The 16,542-nt window shown below is 73.1% G+C and carries 12 protein-coding genes; 1 reads left to right on the top strand and 11 read right to left on the bottom strand.

All coding sequences use genetic code 11. The features are described from left to right. Positions 1–364 precede the first annotated feature (364 nt). From QJR14_00215 to tyrS, 10 genes are all read right to left on the bottom strand, one after another. Positions 365–1,618, bottom strand: coding sequence for a Glu/Leu/Phe/Val dehydrogenase (locus QJR14_00215; GenBank protein MDI3316053.1), 1,254 nt, complete (start codon positions 1,616–1,618; stop codon positions 365–367). Between the two features lie 370 nt (positions 1,619–1,988). Continuing rightward, positions 1,989–3,110 (bottom strand): tRNA guanosine(34) transglycosylase Tgt, encoded by a 1,122-nt coding sequence (gene tgt, locus QJR14_00210; GenBank protein MDI3316052.1) that lies wholly within the window; start codon positions 3,108–3,110, stop codon positions 1,989–1,991. A 20-nt stretch (positions 3,111–3,130) separates the two neighbouring features. After that, entirely contained in the window at positions 3,131–4,171 is a 1,041-nt protein-coding gene (queA, locus tag QJR14_00205; protein ID MDI3316051.1) for a tRNA preQ1(34) S-adenosylmethionine ribosyltransferase-isomerase QueA, read from the bottom strand. Between the two features lie 22 nt (positions 4,172–4,193). After that, positions 4,194–5,606 carry a hypothetical protein gene (locus tag QJR14_00200; protein MDI3316050.1) on the bottom strand — a complete coding sequence of 471 codons (1,413 nt, stop codon included), beginning with the start codon at positions 5,604–5,606 and terminating at the stop codon, positions 4,194–4,196. Next, positions 5,587–6,453, bottom strand: a complete 867-nt coding sequence (locus tag QJR14_00195; protein MDI3316049.1) for a sigma-70 family RNA polymerase sigma factor — start codon at positions 6,451–6,453, stop codon at positions 5,587–5,589. Before QJR14_00195 ends, QJR14_00200 begins: the two co-directional genes overlap by 20 nt. A 128-nt stretch (positions 6,454–6,581) precedes the next feature. Further along, entirely contained in the window at positions 6,582–7,337 is a 756-nt protein-coding gene (locus tag QJR14_00190; protein MDI3316048.1) for a YebC/PmpR family DNA-binding transcriptional regulator, read from the bottom strand. A gap of 97 nt (positions 7,338–7,434) precedes the next feature. Further along, entirely contained in the window at positions 7,435–8,151 is a 717-nt protein-coding gene (gene nadE, locus QJR14_00185) for an NAD(+) synthase (GenBank protein MDI3316047.1), read from the bottom strand. A 64-nt stretch (positions 8,152–8,215) separates the two neighbouring features. Then, on the bottom strand, positions 8,216–9,151 hold the full coding sequence (cysK, locus tag QJR14_00180) for a cysteine synthase A (GenBank protein MDI3316046.1): 936 nt from the start codon (positions 9,149–9,151) through the stop codon (positions 8,216–8,218). A gap of 132 nt (positions 9,152–9,283) precedes the next feature. Beyond that, positions 9,284–10,081 carry a sporulation protein YunB gene (yunB, locus tag QJR14_00175; protein ID MDI3316045.1) on the bottom strand — a complete coding sequence of 266 codons (798 nt, stop codon included), beginning with the start codon at positions 10,079–10,081 and terminating at the stop codon, positions 9,284–9,286. 55 nt (positions 10,082–10,136) lie between these two features. Beyond that, on the bottom strand, positions 10,137–11,408 hold the full coding sequence (gene tyrS / locus QJR14_00170; protein MDI3316044.1) for a tyrosine--tRNA ligase: 1,272 nt from the start codon (positions 11,406–11,408) through the stop codon (positions 10,137–10,139). A 108-nt stretch (positions 11,409–11,516) separates the two neighbouring features. Here tyrS and QJR14_00165 point away from each other — a divergent pair, with 108 nt between their 5' ends. Continuing rightward, entirely contained in the window at positions 11,517–14,075 is a 2,559-nt protein-coding gene (locus tag QJR14_00165; GenBank protein ID MDI3316043.1) for a PBP1A family penicillin-binding protein, read from the top strand. Here the strand turns inward: QJR14_00165 and QJR14_00160 are convergent. After that, a complete protein-coding gene (locus QJR14_00160) occupies positions 14,065–16,518 on the bottom strand; it encodes an endonuclease MutS2 (protein MDI3316042.1) in 2,454 nt (817 codons plus the stop codon). The genes QJR14_00165 and QJR14_00160 overlap by 11 nt on opposite strands. Between the last annotated feature and the right edge of the window lie 24 nt (positions 16,519–16,542).

Here is a 16,542-nt window from a genome sequence, read left to right as displayed (position 1 = left end):
TCGGCCATCCGATTCCCCCCTCGCCCCGCTGCAACCCTCCACAGGTTGCCTGCGCTCACAGCTTCGCCCGTCCCGCTCGCTGCCAGTCGTCCCCTCGCGGGGCCGGGGGCATCCCGGCGGGACGCTTGGAACGGCCGCCCGCCGACGTGCTTGGCCTGCTGAAGCGGTCGCAGCACAGAGGCCTGCAGGGCGAGAAGCAACCCTGCAAACCCTGGCCCCGTCCTCTTGTAGGGCGGTTTCCGGCAATTGTCAATCCGGCCCGGCAGATCCCTTTTCCGCGAGAAAGCCGGCCGACTCCCGCGGCAAGAGGAGGCGGCGAGGCCGCCCGGCCTCGCCGCCCGTTCGTTCGTTCCTTCCTGCGTGATCAGTGGAGCCAGCCGCGGGCCTCCATCGCGTCGTAGATCCGCTTGACGGCCACCCTGTCGGCCGCCTCGCGCATCGGGACGCCGTGCTCCTCATGCACCGCATAGACGGTGTCGAAGGCGCGCCCCATCATCTCCTCCAGCCGTCGGTTGACCTCCGCCTCGGTCCAGGTGAAGTGGTACAGGTTCTGCACCCACTCGAAGTAGCTGACCGTCACGCCGCCGGCGTTGGCCAGCACGTCCGGGATGACCAGCACCCCGTTCCGGTACAGGATCTCGTCCGCCTCCGGCGTGGTCGGGCCGTTGGCTCCCTCGCCGATGATGCGCGCCTGGACCCGGCCCGCGTTTTCAGCCGTCAGCTGGTCCTCCAGGGCGGCAGGCACCAGGATGTCTACCGGGAGGAAGAGAACCTCGTCGGAGGCGACGGCTTTCGTCCCCGGGAGGCCGGCCACGCTCCCCTCCCGCCGCGTCCACTCGACGGCCGCCTGGACGTCGATGCCGTCCGGGTTGTAGACGCCACCGTGGACGTCCGAGATCCCGACGATGCGCACGCCGAGCTCCGCCAGGTAGCGGGCTGCATGCGAGCCCACATTGCCGAACCCCTGAACCGCCGCCGTCGCGCCCCGGAGCTTCAGCCCCAGCCGCTCCGCCGCCTTGCGGATGGTGATGGCCACGCCGCGGCCCGTGGCCCCTGTCCGGCCGGAGGAGCCTCCCAGCACCTCCGGCTTGCCGGTGATGGCGCTGAAGACGTTGTGGCCCTGGATCTGGCTGTACTCGTCCATCATCCAGGCCATGACGCGGGCGTTGGTGAAGACGTCCGGGGCCGGCACGTCCTGTTCCGGTCCGATGAAGGGGGCGATGGCCCGGATGTAGCCCCGGCTCAGCGCCTCGAGCTCGCGCTCGCTCAGCTCTGTGGGATCGCAGACGACCCCGCCCTTGCCCCCGCCCAGCGGCAGGCCGAGCAGGGAACACTTGAGCGTCATCCACATGGAGAGCGCCTTCACCTCGTCCGGGGTGACGCCGGGGTGAAAGCGGATGCCGCCCTTGGCCGGCCCCAGGGCGTCGTTGTGCTGGGACCGGTAGCCGGTGAAGAGACGGACAGTGCCGTCGTCCATGCGCACGGGGATCTGCACCTCGAGGAAGCGCTTGGGTGCCTTCAGCATCTCGTAGGCGACCTCCGGCAGTCCCAGTGCCTCGCAGGCGTGGCGGATCTGCCTCTGCACGATCCTGTACGGGTTGGTCGTCTCCTTCACCACCAGGTCGGCCAACGCTACGACCTCCTTCGCCCCGCCGCGCCCTCTCCCCGGGGCGCATGCGGTCAGCGCGCCGCTCGGCTCCCGGCCGCCGCCCCATGGGCCGCGGAAGGGGAGCCGGTCCGTCGCCGTGCGGGCCGCCGGCCGGTACTTCGTCATGCTGAAGTGGCCGAAATATTCAGGGCTTGCAGGAAACCCTGCAAGCCCTGGATGACTTCCGCTCCACCCGGCCGCCGGGGAGGGGCGCGATATGCGGGCATACCCGCCGAGGTAGCTTTTGCCTGCAGCTCACGAGCCGACCCTCCCGGTTCCGGCCGATCGCCGGCACCACCCGCTCACTCCACCCTCTGTGTAGGGCGGTTTCCCTGCTTTGTCAATCCTCTCCTTGCAAGCCTGTTTCCCTCCACGAAAACCATCCTTCGCCGAGTTTCCGCCCCTCGATGATGTCTTTTCGCAATCCGGCAACGATATCTTGCGTGAAAGTGATGTTGTGCAGGGTGAGGAGCCGCCTGGCCAGCGCCTCCCCCACTTTCAGCAGGTGACGGAGGTAGGCCCGGCTGAAGTGGCGGCAGGTGGAGCAGGTGCAGGCCGGATCGAGCGGGCGGAAATCGTCGGCGAAGCGGCGGTTGAGGAGGCGGAGGGCGCCCTCCCGGGTCCACGCCGTCCCGTGCCGCGCCACCCGGGCCGGCTCCACGCAGTCGAAGAGGTCCACGCCGCGCCGCACCCCCTCCAGCAGGTCGAGGGGGGTGCCGACACCCATCAGGTAGCGGGGGCGGTCCTCCGGGAGCCAGGGGATCACTTCCTCCAGCGTCCGCAGCATCAGCTCCTTCGGTTCGCCCACGCTCAGGCCGCCCAGCGCGTAGCCGTGGAAGTCGAGGGCCGTCACCTGCTCCGTGGAGCGGCGGCGGAGCTCCAGGTCGACGCCGCCCTGGATGATGCCGAAGAGCGCCTGGTCGGGCCTCCGGTGGACGCGCCGCGCCCGCGCCGCCCAGGCGCCGGTGAGGCGGACCGCTTCCTCCAGCTCCTCCGCCGGGGCGCCGTAGGGCGGGCAGACGTCCAGCACCATGGCCACGTCGGAGCCGAGCTGCTCCTGGACCGCGACGGCCACCTCGGGCGTCAGCCGCTGGAGCGAGCCGTCGATGTGGGAGCGGAAGGTCACCCCGTCCTCGTCGATGCGTCGCAGCGGCGCCAGGCTCATCACCTGGTAGCCGCCCGAGTCGGTGAGGACGGCGTGCTCCCAGCCCATGAAGGCGTGGAGGCCGCCCGCCCGGGCCACCCGCTCCGCCCCCGGCCGCAGGAAGAGGTGATAGGTGTTGGCCAGGAGCATCCGCGTCCCCGTGGCCTCCACCTCCCACGGCGCCAGGGTGCGGACCGCGCCCAGCGTGCCCACCGGCATGAAGGCCGGGGTCGGAACCTCGCCGTGGGCGGTCTCCAGAACGCCTGCCCGGGCGCGGCTGGACCGGTCCCGGGCGAGAAGACGCCAGCGCGGCCGCATCGCCACCTCGTCCACCGTCCTCACAGGATCAGCATGGCATCGCCGAAGGAGAAGAAACGGTACCGCCGGCCGACCGCCTCGCGGTAGGCGGCCAGGATCAGGTCGCGCCCGGCGAAGGCGGAGACCAGCATCAGCAGCGTCGAGCGGGGCAGGTGGAAGTTGGTGAGGAGCGCGTCCACCGCCCGGTAGCGGTAGCCCGGGTAGATGAAGAGGTCGGTCCAGCCCCGGGCGGGCCGGACGCGGCCCTGGGGATCGGCGACGCTCTCCAGGGTGCGGACCACCGTGGTTCCCACCGCCACCCGCCGCCCGCCCGCGGCCCGGGCCCGGTTGATGGCCTCGGCCGCCTCCTCCGAGACGGTGAAGAACTCGGCGTGCATGCGGTGGCGCTCCACTTCCTCCTCCAGGACGGGCCGGAAGGTGTCGATGCCGACGTGGAGGGTGATCTTCACCTGCTCCACGCCGCGCTCGCGCAGCCGCTCCAGGAGCTCCGGCGTGAAGTGGAGCCCGGCCGTGGGCGCCGCCGCCGACCCGGGCTCGCGGGCGTAGACGGTCTGGTACCTCTCCGGATCCTCCAGCGGCCTGCGGATGTACGGAGGGAGCGGCACCTGCCCGAGCCGCTCCAGGAGCCTCTCCCACTCACCCCGGTAGCGGAAGCGCACCCGGAGGACGCCCTCGCCGCGGTTTTCCAGCACCTCGGCCTCCAGCCGCTCTCCCTGGCCCGCCTCCGCCGCGCCGAAGAGAAGCAGAGAGCCGGCCCTCAGCTTTCTCGCCGGCCGGCCCAGGACCTCCCAGCGATCCTCGCCCAGCGGTCGCAGGAGGAGCAGCTCCACCCGGCCCCCGGAGTCGCGCCGCCCGATCAGCCGCGCCGGCCTGACCCGGGTGTCGTTGAGCACCAGGCAGTCGCCCGGCTGCAGAATCTCCGCCAGGTCGCGAAAGCGTGCATGCTCCCACCGGCCCCTGCGCCGGTCGAGGACCATCAGCCGGGAGCCGTCCCGCGGCTCCAGCGGCTCCTGGGCGATCAGCTCCTCGGGGAGCTCGTAGTCGAACTCATCCACGCGCACGCTGGCCGACACCGCGGCGATCTTAATCCCCGCCGGGGGCGCCCAGCAACCCTTCGAGCTGCCGGCCGAGCGAGCCGAGGCGATCCAGGAGACCCTTCCAGGAAGCGTCACCGGAGCGGGACCGCTGTGGCGCGCCCGCCTCCTCCCGGCCGCCTTGCGGCGGTGCCACCTTCCCGCCCGGTCGCGGTTCCGCCTCCGGGCAGCTCCCGACCAGCTGCCGCGCTCCTTCGAGGCGGGGTTGGCAGCCCTGCCGCGGCAGGGACGGCAGACCGGTGCCGCCCTTTTCCGTGCGACCGGACGAGGGGCCCCGGACGGAAGCCGGCTCGCCCCGGGACCGCCCGGGCTCGAAGGGGGCCTTTCCGGCGGCGTCGGCCCCTTGCGGCGGCTTCCCGACCGGAGGGGGCAGCGGATGCGCTGCGCCCGTCTCGGCCGAGCCTCCCGGCTGCCCCGTCCCCCCCTCTTCCCCGGGATGGCCGGAACGGGTCGAGCCGGCGGCCCCGGCGGGCAAACCCGCTTGCGCGGCAGGCCCGGTCGCCGGCGCCTCCCGGCCCTCCTTCCCGGACGGCGCCCCGCCCTCCTTGGGAAGAACCCCCTGCAGAAGCTGCCCGCCGATGGTCCGCTGCGGGTCCAGCCCCTGCGACAGGAGCTGCCGGAAGAGCGCCGCCCAACCCGGCTCCACCCGGACGCCGGGCAGGTGGCGCTGCGCCTCCGCCCAGGCCTGGCTGGCCCCGACGCTCTGGACCCGGTCCCGGTCGGCGGCGAGCGAGCCCTCGACCCGAAGGAGCATGACGGGCACGTCGGCCGCCTGGCTCTGGAGCAGGCCCTGCAACCGCTCCGCGCCGGACCGGACCCGTTTCTCCACCCGGTCCGGGGACGCGCCCTGCCGGGCCGGAGCGATCCCCACCAGCACCGGGGTGGGGGGCTGGCCGGCGGGACTTGCCTTGCCCTGCGCCGAAGCGGCATCGTTGCCCGTCCGGGCGTCCTGGATCTCCTTCTCGGCGGCCTGGGCCAGCACCTGGTCGATGGGCCTGCCGCGCCAGGCCACGTCGCGCAGAAGCTCCGCGCCTGCGGTCGAGAAGGCGCGGGCGTCGATCACGCGCCCGTCCCGGTCGGTGGTGAACTCCACGCCCCCGTGCCAGTCCAGCGAGACATAGGCCCACGCGGTGGGGCGCGACCAGGGCGAGAGCGTCCCGAGGACGACCAGGAGGAGCGCCGCGGCCACCGCCGCAGCCGCCCAGAGCCGGCGGCGTCCGCCCCGGCCCGCGCCCGCGGGCTCCGGCAGAGCCAGCTCGTCGCCCACCTGCCAGGCGCGGCCGGCGGGCAGGCGGAGGCGGCGGAACTCCCCGTCCCGGGTGAGGACGACCGCCCAGCCGCCCTCCTGCTCCAGGATCGTCGCCCGCTCTCCGCCGTTCCGTTCAGCGTTCTTCCTGGACATATCCGCTCCGCCCCTCGCCGGGCTCCGCCTCCTCGGGCGTCAGCGGGAGGAAGCCCCTCAGCTGGGGAAAGTCCCCGGTCAAGAGAAGGACCACCGCCACCAGATAGCTTCGCAGCCTGCGCAGGGTCTTCGGACGGACGCGGACGGCGAGTCCCGGGTCGTTCACCAGCTCGTCCACGGGCAGCCTGCCGGTCGCCAGGAGGAGCTCCCGGTAGCGCGGCACCTCGGCGATGCGCCGCGCCACCCGGAGCGCCACCTGGCGCGTGTCCCGGTGGCGGGGGGAGGAGCGGACCAGGTCGGTCAGGTCGAGCCCCAGGCGCCGGAGCTCGCGGCGGAACTCCTCGATCTCCTCGCGCCGCGCGCTGGCCTGCTCGGCGCGCTGGTGCTCGCTGAGCGCGCCGGCGACCTGGAACGCCTCCACCGCGCCCTCCCCCGGGGCCTCGTCCTCCTCCGCCTCGCCGGCCAGCGAGGAGAACGGGGTCTCGGGGTGGCGCGACTGGCTGCGGAAGTAGTCCACCAGACGACGCCGGATCACCTGCTGGCTGAAGGGGAGGAAGCCCGCACCCCTGGAGGCGTCGTACCGGTCGATGGCCTCGTTGAAGGCGATGAGCGCCACGCTGGCCTCGTCGTCCAGCCCCAGCCGGACGTAGCGGCCGCAGGCCTGCGCGGCCACCCGCAGGATGAAAGGCGTGAAGCGGGCGATCAGCTCCTCCCGGGCGCGGGCGTCGCCCGAACGCGCCTGGTCCAGCAGGTCCGCCGGCCATGGGCGTCCCGCCCGCGGCTCGGGCCGGGCGCCGGGCACGGGCATCACCTCCCGCCGTGCCCACTTCGACGCGGTCGTTGCCATTTCCCTGGAGGGACAGATGATCCCTGATCCAGCCTCTCGATCTTGCGAGAAGGGCGGTGGTCTCACCACCGCCCCGCATTCCCCGGACCGGGACCGCCCTCGCTCCGCCTCGCCCCGGAGGCTCCGCTTCACTCCTCAAGGCGGGCCAGCTCCTCGTCGTCGATCTGGAGGTTGGTGTAGACGTTCTGGACGTCGTCGTGATCCTCCAGGGCGTCCACCAGGCGCAGGGCCTGCTCGGCCTCCTTGCCCTCGATGCGGATCTCGCTCTTGGGCAGCATGCTGAGCGAGACCTCGGCGAAGGTCACGCCCTGCCCCTCCAGGGCCCTCCGCACCGGGACGAGGTCCTCGGGCGCGGTGATCACCTCGTAGGCGTCGTCCGAGACGCGGACGTCCTCGGCGCCGGCGTCGGCCGCCCACTCCAGCAGGCGCTCCTCGTCGACGTCGTGCTCCTCGCGGTTGATCACCAGGTAGCCCTTCCGGTCGAACATCCAGGCGACCGCACCGGCCTCCGCGAGGCTGCCGCCGTTCCGCGTGAAGATGTAGCGGATCTCGCTGGTGGTCCGGTTCCGGTTGTCGGTCAGCGCCTCCACGTAGACGGCGACGCCGCCCGGGGCGTAGCCCTCGTAGCTCACTTCCTCCAGCTGGTCGGCCTCGTTGCCGCCGGCTCCCCGCTGGATGGCGCGCTGGATGTTCTCCATGGGGACGCTGGCCGCCTTGGCCCGGTCGATGGCCAGCCGGAGCGCCGTGTTGCTCTCGGGGTCCGGCCCGCCGGCCCGGGCGGCGACCATGATCTCCCGCGCCATCTTCGAGTAGAGCGCGCCCTTCTGCGCGTCCTGGCGCGACTTCCTGTGCACCCGGTTGTGCCATTTGGAATGCCCGGACAACTCCCTCTCCCCTCCTCTCGGCCGGCCTGAGGCGGAAGGGGGCGGGGCGTCCGTCCCGCCCCGCCCCCCATGCCGCTACGATGATAGCACCGGACCCTCAGGAGGGTGCGATGGGCGGCAGCTCCAGCTTGTGGACCGCCTTCCGGTGCATCCGCTCGATCCGCTCCACCACCTCGGCTTCGCCTTGGCCGGTGAGCAGGTAGCGGTCCAGGTCGGCGTAGCGGAGGCCCATCTCGCCCTCGTCCGTCTGGCCAGCCCAGAGGCCGGCCGAGGGCGGCTTCTCCAGCACGATGCGGGGCAGTCCCAGCGCCCGCGCCAGGGCGTAGACCTCCTCCTTGACCAGCCCGCCGATGGGGAGGAGGTCGACGCCGCCGTCGCCGTACTTGGTGAAGTAGCCGACGTACAGCTCGCTCCGGTTGCCCGTGCCCACCACCAGGCCGTTGCGGACGTTGGCGACGAAGTAGAGGGTGGCCATGCGCAGCCTCGGCTTCAGGTTGGCCCGCGCCAGCGAGCGCTCCGGCTGCGCTCCCAGAACCGACTCGTACGTCGCCAGGAGCGCGTCGTAGGCGGGTCCCAGGTCGAAGCGGAGCGTCTCGATGCCCAGCGCCCGGGCCACCTCGGCGGCGGCGCGCTCGTCCTCGGGCTGGGAGTGGCAGGGCATGATCACCCCCACCACCTGCGGATGCGCCTGCTTGCAGAGCGCGGCCGTCACCGCCGAGTCGACGCCGCCGCTCAGTCCCACCACGAACCAGTCGGCACCCGCCCGCCGGCGCGCTTCCTCCAGCCAGCCGGCGAGGTGCCGGGCCCGCTCCAGGGCGGGCTCCTCGCGGATGCTCGTTTCCGTACCCGTCGCCTCCCTCGCTCGCGGACGCCGGCGGTCAGGCCTCGTCCGGCGTGGAGAAGAGCGCCGTGGAGAGGTAGCGCTCCCCCGTGTCAGGAAGGATGACCACCACCAGGCGCCCGCGCATCTCCTCGCGGTGCGCCAGCTGGACCGCGGCGTGGACCGCCGCCCCGGAGGAGATGCCGGCCAGGATCCCTTCCTCGCGCGCCAGGCGCCGGCCCATGGCCAGGGCGTCCTCGGAGCTGACCTGGATCACCTCATCATAGAGGCTAGTGTTCAGCACCTTGGGGACGAAACCTGCTCCGATACCCTGAATCTTGTGAGGTCCTGGCCGCTTACCTGACAATACTGCCGACTCCTCCGGCTCGACCGCCACCATTCGGATGCCGGGCTTCCGCTCCTTGAGCACCTCGCCCACCCCGGTCAGCGTCCCGCCCGTGCCCACACCCGCCACCACCGCGTCCACCAGGCCGTCGGTGTCGCGCCAGATCTCCTCCGCCGTCGTCCTCCGGTGCACCTCCGGGTTGGCCGGGTTCTCGAACTGCTGGAGCATGACCGCGCCCGGATGCTGCCGGACGATCTCCTCGGCCTTGGCGATGGCACCGGACATGCCCTCGCTGCCCGGCGTCAGCACCAGCTCCGCGCCCAGGGCCCGCAGGAGCTTCCTTCGCTCCAGCGACATGGTCTCCGGCATGGTCAGCACGAGGCGGTACCCGCGGGCGGCGCAGACGAAGGCGAGGCCGATGCCGGTGTTGCCGCTGGTCGGCTCCACCAGGAGGCTGTCCGGCCCGATCCTCCCCTGGCGTTCCGCCGCCTCCACCATGGCCAGGGCGATCCGGTCCTTGACGCTGGAGAGCGGGTTGAAGGACTCCAGCTTGGCCACCACCCGCGCCCCCGCCCCGTCGGTCACCCGCCTCAGCTCCACCAGCGGCGTGTTCCCGATCGTCCAGGTGATGTCTCGCGCGATGCGCACTCGGATTCCTCCCTCCCCCCTCCGGGAGGAAGCTTCCCCGCCGCCCCGGCGTACCACCGCCGGCGGGGCCCGCGCTTCCCCGCGCCTCCCCCGGAGGGATCCGACGCCCCTGGGAGTTCGGGAGGGAGGCGGTCAAATCCTTCTAATCCGACTAAGTTCATCGGAATTTACGCTGCCGCTCTTCTCGGTGATCGGGCCCGAGCTGCCCTCCCCTGCGCCCGCCGGCGCCGGGAACCGGGCGGGCGGCCGTCCCTGGAGCGACCCCGGCGCCGCCGGGCCGCCGCTGCCTGTCGTCCCGGGCCAGGAGAAGAGCGAAGGAGGCACCGGCCCGACGATGATCGCCTCGGCGATGGGGACATTCTGGGCCACCTGGAGCGAGCGGACGACGGGCGGGATCACCACCGCCACCCGGCTGGTCAGCCGGAGGCTGACCACGTGCCGGGTCTGGTTGATGCCGGCGGACTCGAAGCGCGAGGAGACCTCGGCCGAGACCGGGCCGATCGGTTCGACGGCCACCGGGATCGCCGGTCCTAAGGTGGCCAGCAGGCGAATATGCAAGAGTTGGCCCAGCGGGATCGGAACGGTCTGCCGGTCGAGCTGCCCCAGCTGCCGCTCCGCGTCCAGCGTCACCGCCGCGATCAGCGCGTTGATCCTGGGGGTGTTCGGCTGGAGGAAGTCGACCTGCCCGCCGCCGCCGCGCACCACCGTGTACAGGTCGCTGTAGCGGATCTGCGAGCCGATCTCCTGCTGGACGGCCCTGTTGATCGCCGACTCCGCCCAGGTCCGGGCCTGCTGGGCGGCCAGCGCCGCGAGGGAGGGGGCGAGGAGCCGGTCCGCCTCCACCACGCCTGCCGCCAGCAGCACGATCGCCAGGAAGAGAGCCAGGGAGGGGCGACCCCGCCGCCTCCGTCGCCACCGACGCCGCCGCATCGCCACCACCGCCACCCTTCGCGGGGGCGCTGGCAGCTTATGTGCCCCCCGCGCGTCAGGTTCCGGAGAGCCGGATGCGCGCGAACCGGCGTCGCCCGACCTGGAGGAGCAGTCCGTCGTGCACCTGCCAGAGCCGGTCGGCGTCGTCGACCCGTTGGCCGTCGACACGGACGCCGCCCTGGAGGACCAGCCGCCGGCCCTCGCTGACGCTGGTCACCAGCCCCGCCGCGGCCAGCAGGTGGGGGACGTCCGATCCGCCCTCCGGCAGCTGCGACGCCGCCAGCCGCACCTCCGGCACCTCCTCGGGCGGCTTCCGCTGGCGGAAGACGGCGAGGAAGCCGGCCTCGGCCGCCTGCGCCGCCTCCTGCCCATGGTAGAGGCGGACGATCTCCCGCGCCATCAGCGCCTTGACGTCGCGCGGGTTGAGGCGGCCCGCCCGCATGGACCGCTCCATGGACCGGATCTCCGCCTCGGGCACGTCGGTGCAGAGGAGGAGGTAGCGCGCCACCAGCCCGTCGGGGATGGACATCAGCTTGCCGTACATCTCGCCGGGCGGGTCCGTGACCCCCACGTAGTTGCCCAGGCTCTTGCTCATCTTCTGGACGCCGTCCAGCCCCTCCAGCACGGGCATGGTCATCGCCACCTCCGGCTCCTGGCCGAAGGCGCGCTGGATCTCCCGCGCCATCATCAGGTTGAAGGTCTGGTCCGTCCCGCCCAGCTCGACGTCCGCCTCCAGGGCGACCGAGTCGTATCCCTGCAGGAGCGGGTAGAGCAGCTCGTGGAGGCCGATGGGCTGGTTCTCCCGGAAGCGCTTGGCGAAGTCGTCCCGCTCGAGGATACGGGCGACGGTGGTCATGCCGGTCAGGCGGATGACCGCGGCCAGATCGAGCGGCGCCAGCCAGGCGGAGTTGTGGACCACCCGCGTCCTGCCCGGGTCGAGCACGCGGAAGACCTGCTCGGCGTAGGTCCGCGCGTTCGCCTCGATGGTCGCCTCGTCCAGCGGCTTCCTCGTCTCCGAGCGGCCGCTGGGGTCGCCGATGCGGGCGGTGAAGTCGCCGACGATGACCACCACCTCGTGGCCCAGCTCCTGGAAGGCCCGCAGCCTCCGCAGGACCACGGTGTGACCCAGGTGGACGTCGGGGCTGGTCGGGTCCAGCCCCAGCTTCACCTTGAGCGGCCGTCCCTCCCGCGCCGCCCGCTCCAGCTTCCGGCGGAGCTCCTCCGGGGAGACCACCGCCACCGCTCCCTGGGTGAGCAGGCGCACCTGCTCGTCCAGGTCGGCTTCCTTGGCGTCCGATCGCGTTCCGGGAGCACCCTCTGCTGCCATGTCGGGCTCTTCACCCTCCTCCCCCCGGCCGGTCGCCACCCCGGCCGGGGCCCTCAGGGGCCAATGGTATAATTCCATCGCCCGATGGGACAGGGGGTATCGCCCCGCATGGCAGCCCGACACGACCGCGGTCAGCCTCGCCGCCGCCTCCGCATCGGCCGGATCATCGGCCTCCTCCTCCTGGTCTCCGTCGTGGCCGGTCTGGGGGTCGGCGCGGGGCTCGTCCTGGCGGCGCTGCGCAGCCTGCCGGAGCTGGCCCCGACCCCGCCCTCTCCGCAGATGTCGTCCATCATCTACGACCGCTACGGGCAGCCCGTGACCACCATCTTCGCCACCCAGGACCGGACCTGGACCCACCTGGGCGATCTGCCGCGGGTGGTGCCGGAGGCCTTCCTGGCCGTCGAGGATCGGCGCTTCTACCAGCACCACGGCATCGACGTGGTGCGGACGCTGGGAGCGCTGGTCCACGACCTGCGGGGCGGCTCGCTCCAGGGCGGCAGCACCATCACCCAGCAGCTGGCCCGGAACCTGTACGCCCGCGAGGTGGGGACCGAGCGGACGCTGGACCGGAAGATCCGCGAGGCCGTCACGGCGGTGGCGCTGGAGCGCCAGTACTCCAAGCAGCAGATCCTGGAGATGTACCTGAACCTGATCTACTTCGGCCACGCCGCCTACGGGATCGAGGCCGCCTCCCGCGCCTACTTCGACGTGGACGCCAAGCATCTGACGCTCGCCCAGGCGGCGACGCTGGCGGCGCTGCCCAAGGCGCCCAACCTGTACGAGCCGATCGGCCACCCGCAGGCGGCGCTGGACCGGCGGAACCTGGTGCTGGACGAGATGGCGGAGGCGGGCTTCATCACCGCCGACCAGGCGGAGGAGGCGAAGCGCCAGCCGCTGGGCGTCCACCCGGCGCGGCGCATCGTGCAGAAGGACTACCCCGACCCCTGGTTCGTCGACTACGTGATCGACCAGCTCCGCCAGCACGGGTACAGCTGGAAGCAGGTGTACGAGGGCGGCCTGCGCATCTACACCACCCTGGATCCGCGCATCGACCAGGAAGCGCAGAAGATCGTCACCGACAACCTGCGCGGCTGGTACCCTCCCGCCCGCCTCTCGCGCCCGATCCAGGCCGCCGCCGTGCTGATGGACCCCCAGACCGGCGAGATCCTGGCCATGGTGGGCGGCCTCGAGCACACCACCAGCCGCGGCAACAACTGGGCGGTGCTACCGAACCGGCCCGGCTCGGCCATCAAGCCCATCGCCGTCTACGTGCCCGCCCTGAGCCAGGGGGTGACCGCGGCCTCCGTCTTCGACGACGCGCCCGTCACCTTCCCGCGGCCCGGGCAGAGAGCCTGGACTCCGCAGAACTTCGAGAGCGGCCAGTTCATGGGCCTGACCACCGTCCGCGAGGCCGTCCGCCGCTCGGTCAACGTGGTGGCCGTGCGCGTGCTCGACGCCATCGGCGTCGACAAGGGCTACGCCATGGCGCGCGCGCTGGGGCTGGAGTCGCTGACGCCCCAGGACCGGACGCTGGCGCTGGCGCTGGGCGGCCTGACCCGCGGCGTGACGCCGCTCGAGATGGCGGTCGCCTACTCCACCATCGCCAACGGCGGGCTCCGCCCGCAGCCGCTGGCCATCCGGAAGGTGGTCACCGCCGACGGGAAGGTGCTGGAGGAGAACCAGCCCTCGCTGACCCGCGTGATCAGCCCGCAGGTGGCCTACGTCATGACCGACATCCTCCGCTCGGTGGTGGAGGACCTGCCGGCCAACGGCTTCATCTCGCCCGGCCACACCGGCGGCGCGGCCAAGATCCCCGGCTGGCCCACGGCCGGCAAGACGGGGACGGACGAGAACTACGTCAACGCCTGGTTCGCCGGCTTCACGCCCCGGCTGACGGGAATCGTCTGGGTCGGCCACGAGGGGCATCTGAGCCCGCTACCGGGGAACATGCAGGGCGGCTCCTCCCGGGGGCCGGCGGCCCTCTTCCGCATGGTGATGAGCGCGGCGCTCCGCGGCCAGAAGCCGGTGGACTTCCCCCGTCCGAGCGGCCTGGTCAGCGTCCGCATCTCCGCCAAGTCCGGCAAGGTAGCCGGTCCGCTCACCCCGGACCGCTGGGCGCGGGACGAGCTCTTCATCGCCGGGACGCAGCCGGCCGAGCTGGACGACGCCTTCTACCAGGCGGAGGTCTGCGCCGACCAGCCCGGGCTGCTCTACCAACCCGGCTGCGCCTGCACCCCGGTGACCAAGCTCTTTCTCCGCCGGCCGCCGGCCCAGGCGGCCGACATGTCGATGACCGCGCCCACCGCCAGCTGCAACGGCGCGCCGGCAGCGGGCAGCCCGCCGCCGGACCAGGGGGCGGCCGGGACGCCGCCCACGCCGCCGGGTGATGCGTCCCCGTCCGGACCGTCCGACGCCGTCGACCTCCAGATCACCGGCACGGGTTGGTCGCCCGCCGCCTTCCAGCTCAAGGCCGGGCTCGGCCTCCTCCACGTGCGGAACACCACGGACCAGGAGCACGAGCTGGTCGTGGACGGGCTCCAGCTCGACGTCAAGATCCCGGCCGGGGAGAGCACCGACGTGCCGGTCCGGATCGAGAGGCCGGGCACCTACACCTTCCACTGCGCGCTCCACCCGGGCGAGCAGGGCGCGATCACGGTCACCCCCTAGGGGGCTTCGCCCCGCGGAGCGTCACCACGGTGACGCCCGCGCCCCCTTCCTCCGGCGGCGCCAGGCTCAGCTCCGCCACCCAGGGGCTTGCCCGCAGGTGCTCGCCCACCGCCTGGCGGAGCGCCCCCGTCCCCTTCCCGTGGATGATCCGCACCCTCTCCAGGCCGGCCAGGAGCGCGTCGTCCAGGTACTTGTCCACCCGCTCCAGCGCCTCGTCCACGGTCAGGCCGCGGAGGTCGATCTCGGACCGGACGCTCTCGGCCTTGCGCCGGCCCAGCTCGCCGACCGCCGCCCCGGCGCCCCCCGCGCCGGAAGGCGGGGCCGCCGCGCTCCCCGCGGCGCCGTCGCCGGCACCCTCCGCCGCCCGGGCGGACCGCTCCCCCTTGCCCAGCGGCCGGAGCTGCTCCAGGGGGAGGTTGACGCGGAGGAAGCCGACCTGGACCACCGCCTCCCGCCCCTTCACCTCCAGGAGCCGCCCCTCCGCCCGCAGCGAGCCGATCCAGACCGGCTCGCCCGCCCGGGGTGGTCGCGCGGGCGCGGCCTCCGCCTCCTCCCCGCCGGCGGTGACCGCCTCGACGCGTCTGCGCAGCCGGTTCAGCCCCTGGCGGGCGCTCTCCGCCTCGCGCAGACTCTCCGGCCGCGCGGTCGCCTGCTCGGCCAGCCGGCGCAGCTCGCGCAGGCGCTCGTCCGCCTCGCGCTTCGCCTCGGCGACGATGGCCAGCGCCTCCGCCCGCGCCTCGGCCTGGAACCGCGCCTCCCGCTCCCGCACCCTGGCCAGGCGCTCCTCGGCCTCCCGGGTCAGCTGCTCCTGCCGCTCCAGAAGCCGCGCCAGCCGCCGGCGCTGGGCGGCCAGCTCGGCCCGCTCTTCCTCGAGGTGACGGATCAGCTCGCTGACATCCTGCTCCTCCTCGGGGAGGAGGGAGCGGGCGCGCGCCACCAGCGGGGCGGGGAGGCCGAGCCGCTCGGCGATGCGCAGCGCGTGCGAGCGGCCGGGGAGGCCCAGCTCCAGGCGGTAGACGGGCTCCAGCGTCTCCTCGTCGAAGGCGACGCTGGCGTTCTCCGCGCGGGGCAGGCGCGTCGCCAGCGTCTTCAGCTCGCCCAGGTGGGTGGTGGCCAGCACCCGTGCCTGGCGGCGGAGGAGCTCTTCCACGATGGCGGTGGCCAGCGCCGCCCCCTCCCTCGGGTCGGTGCCGGCGCCGATCTCGTCCAGCAGGACCAGGGCGCCCGGCTCCAGCTCGCGGAAGATGCGCACGATCCGGCTCATGTGCGAGGAGAAGGTGCTGAGGCTCTGCTCGATGCTCTGCTCGTCGCCCACGTCCACCCAGACGGAGGGGAAGGGGGCGAGCTCGCTCCCCTCCCCGGCCGGGACGGCCAGGCCGCTCTGCGCCATCAGGACCAGGAGCCCCAGCGTCTTCAGCGCCACGGTCTTGCCGCCGGTGTTGGGCCCCGTGATCACCAGGAGATCGAACTCCCGGCCGATCTCCAGGTCGATCGGGACCGCCCGCTCCCCCAGCAGCGGATGGCGGGCCCCGCGCAAGACGGCGGCGGGAGGCCCCGGGCGGAGGAGCGGCAGCGCCGCCCGCTGGCGCTCGGCCATCTCGGCCGCCGCCAGCAGGAGCTCGAGCCGGGTGGCCGCCTCCGACCCCGCCTCCAGCAGGTCCAGCTCGCGGCGCGCCAGACCGGAGAGCTGGCGGGCGAGGCGCTGGCACTCTTCCTCTTCCTGGCGCTCCACCATGCGGATCCGGTTGCCCAGCTCCACCACCACGGCCGGCTCGACGAAGAGCGTGGCGCCGGTGGCCGAGCGGTCGTGGACGATGCCCGGCACCGCCGCCCGCTGGTCGGCCCGCACCGGCAGGCAGAAGCGGCCACCCCGGACGGTGACCACCGGCTCCTGGAGCACCTGGCGGGCGGCCAGCCCGCGGGCGAGGCTCTCCAGCCGCTCCCGGAGCGCCGCCTCCAGTTCCCGACGGCGGCGCCGCAGCGCGGCCAGGGCGGGAGAGGCCGTGTCCAGCCAGCCGCCGTCGGCGCCGACCGAGCGTTCCAGCCGCTCCTCCAGCGCGGGCAGACGGGGGAGGCGCCGGGCCTCCTCCCGGAGGTGTGGCTCGGAGGCAGCCTCGGCCAGCAGCCAGTCGGCCATCCGCCCCGTGGCCCTCAGGAAGGAGAGGAGCGCGAAGAGCTCCTCGCCGGTCAGCGTCGCACCCATCCGGAGCCTCTCCAGCCAGGGTCGCGGATCCAGCGCCGGCATGCGGGCCGGGCTCCCCCCTCGCCCGCGGAGCCGGATCGCCTCCGCCGTCCAGCCCTGCCGCGCGGCCACCGCCCCCGGGTCGGCCGAGGGCTCCAGCCGGCGCGCCGCCTCCCGGGCGGGCGCGAACTCCGTGCAGGCGGCCAGCTCCTCGAGGATGCGGGGGAAGTCCAGCATCTCCAAGACCGTCTTGTCGAACACGACTGCCGCTTCACTCCCGACTCC

The organism is Bacillota bacterium (assembly GCA_029961055.1).
GTDB lineage: Bacteria > Bacillota > Sulfobacillia > JAIMAT01 > JAIMAT01 > JAIMAT01.
Note: the sequence above shows the minus strand (reverse complement) of the source record. Positions and strands in the feature narration are given on the sequence as shown.

Coding starts and splice junctions, on each gene's coding strand:
- QJR14_00165 (MDI3316043.1), top strand. CDS start 11,517: ATGGCAGCCCGACACGACCGCGGTCAGCCTCGCCGCCGCCTCCGCATC.
- tgt (MDI3316052.1), bottom strand. CDS start 3,110: ATGCGGCCGCGCTGGCGTCTTCTCGCCCGGGACCGGTCCAGCCGCGCC.
- QJR14_00195 (MDI3316049.1), bottom strand. CDS start 6,453: ATGGCAACGACCGCGTCGAAGTGGGCACGGCGGGAGGTGATGCCCGTG.
- QJR14_00200 (MDI3316050.1), bottom strand. CDS start 5,606: ATGTCCAGGAAGAACGCTGAACGGAACGGCGGAGAGCGGGCGACGATC.
- yunB (MDI3316045.1), bottom strand. CDS start 10,081: ATGCGGCGGCGTCGGTGGCGACGGAGGCGGCGGGGTCGCCCCTCCCTG.
- tyrS (MDI3316044.1), bottom strand. CDS start 11,408: ATGGCAGCAGAGGGTGCTCCCGGAACGCGATCGGACGCCAAGGAAGCC.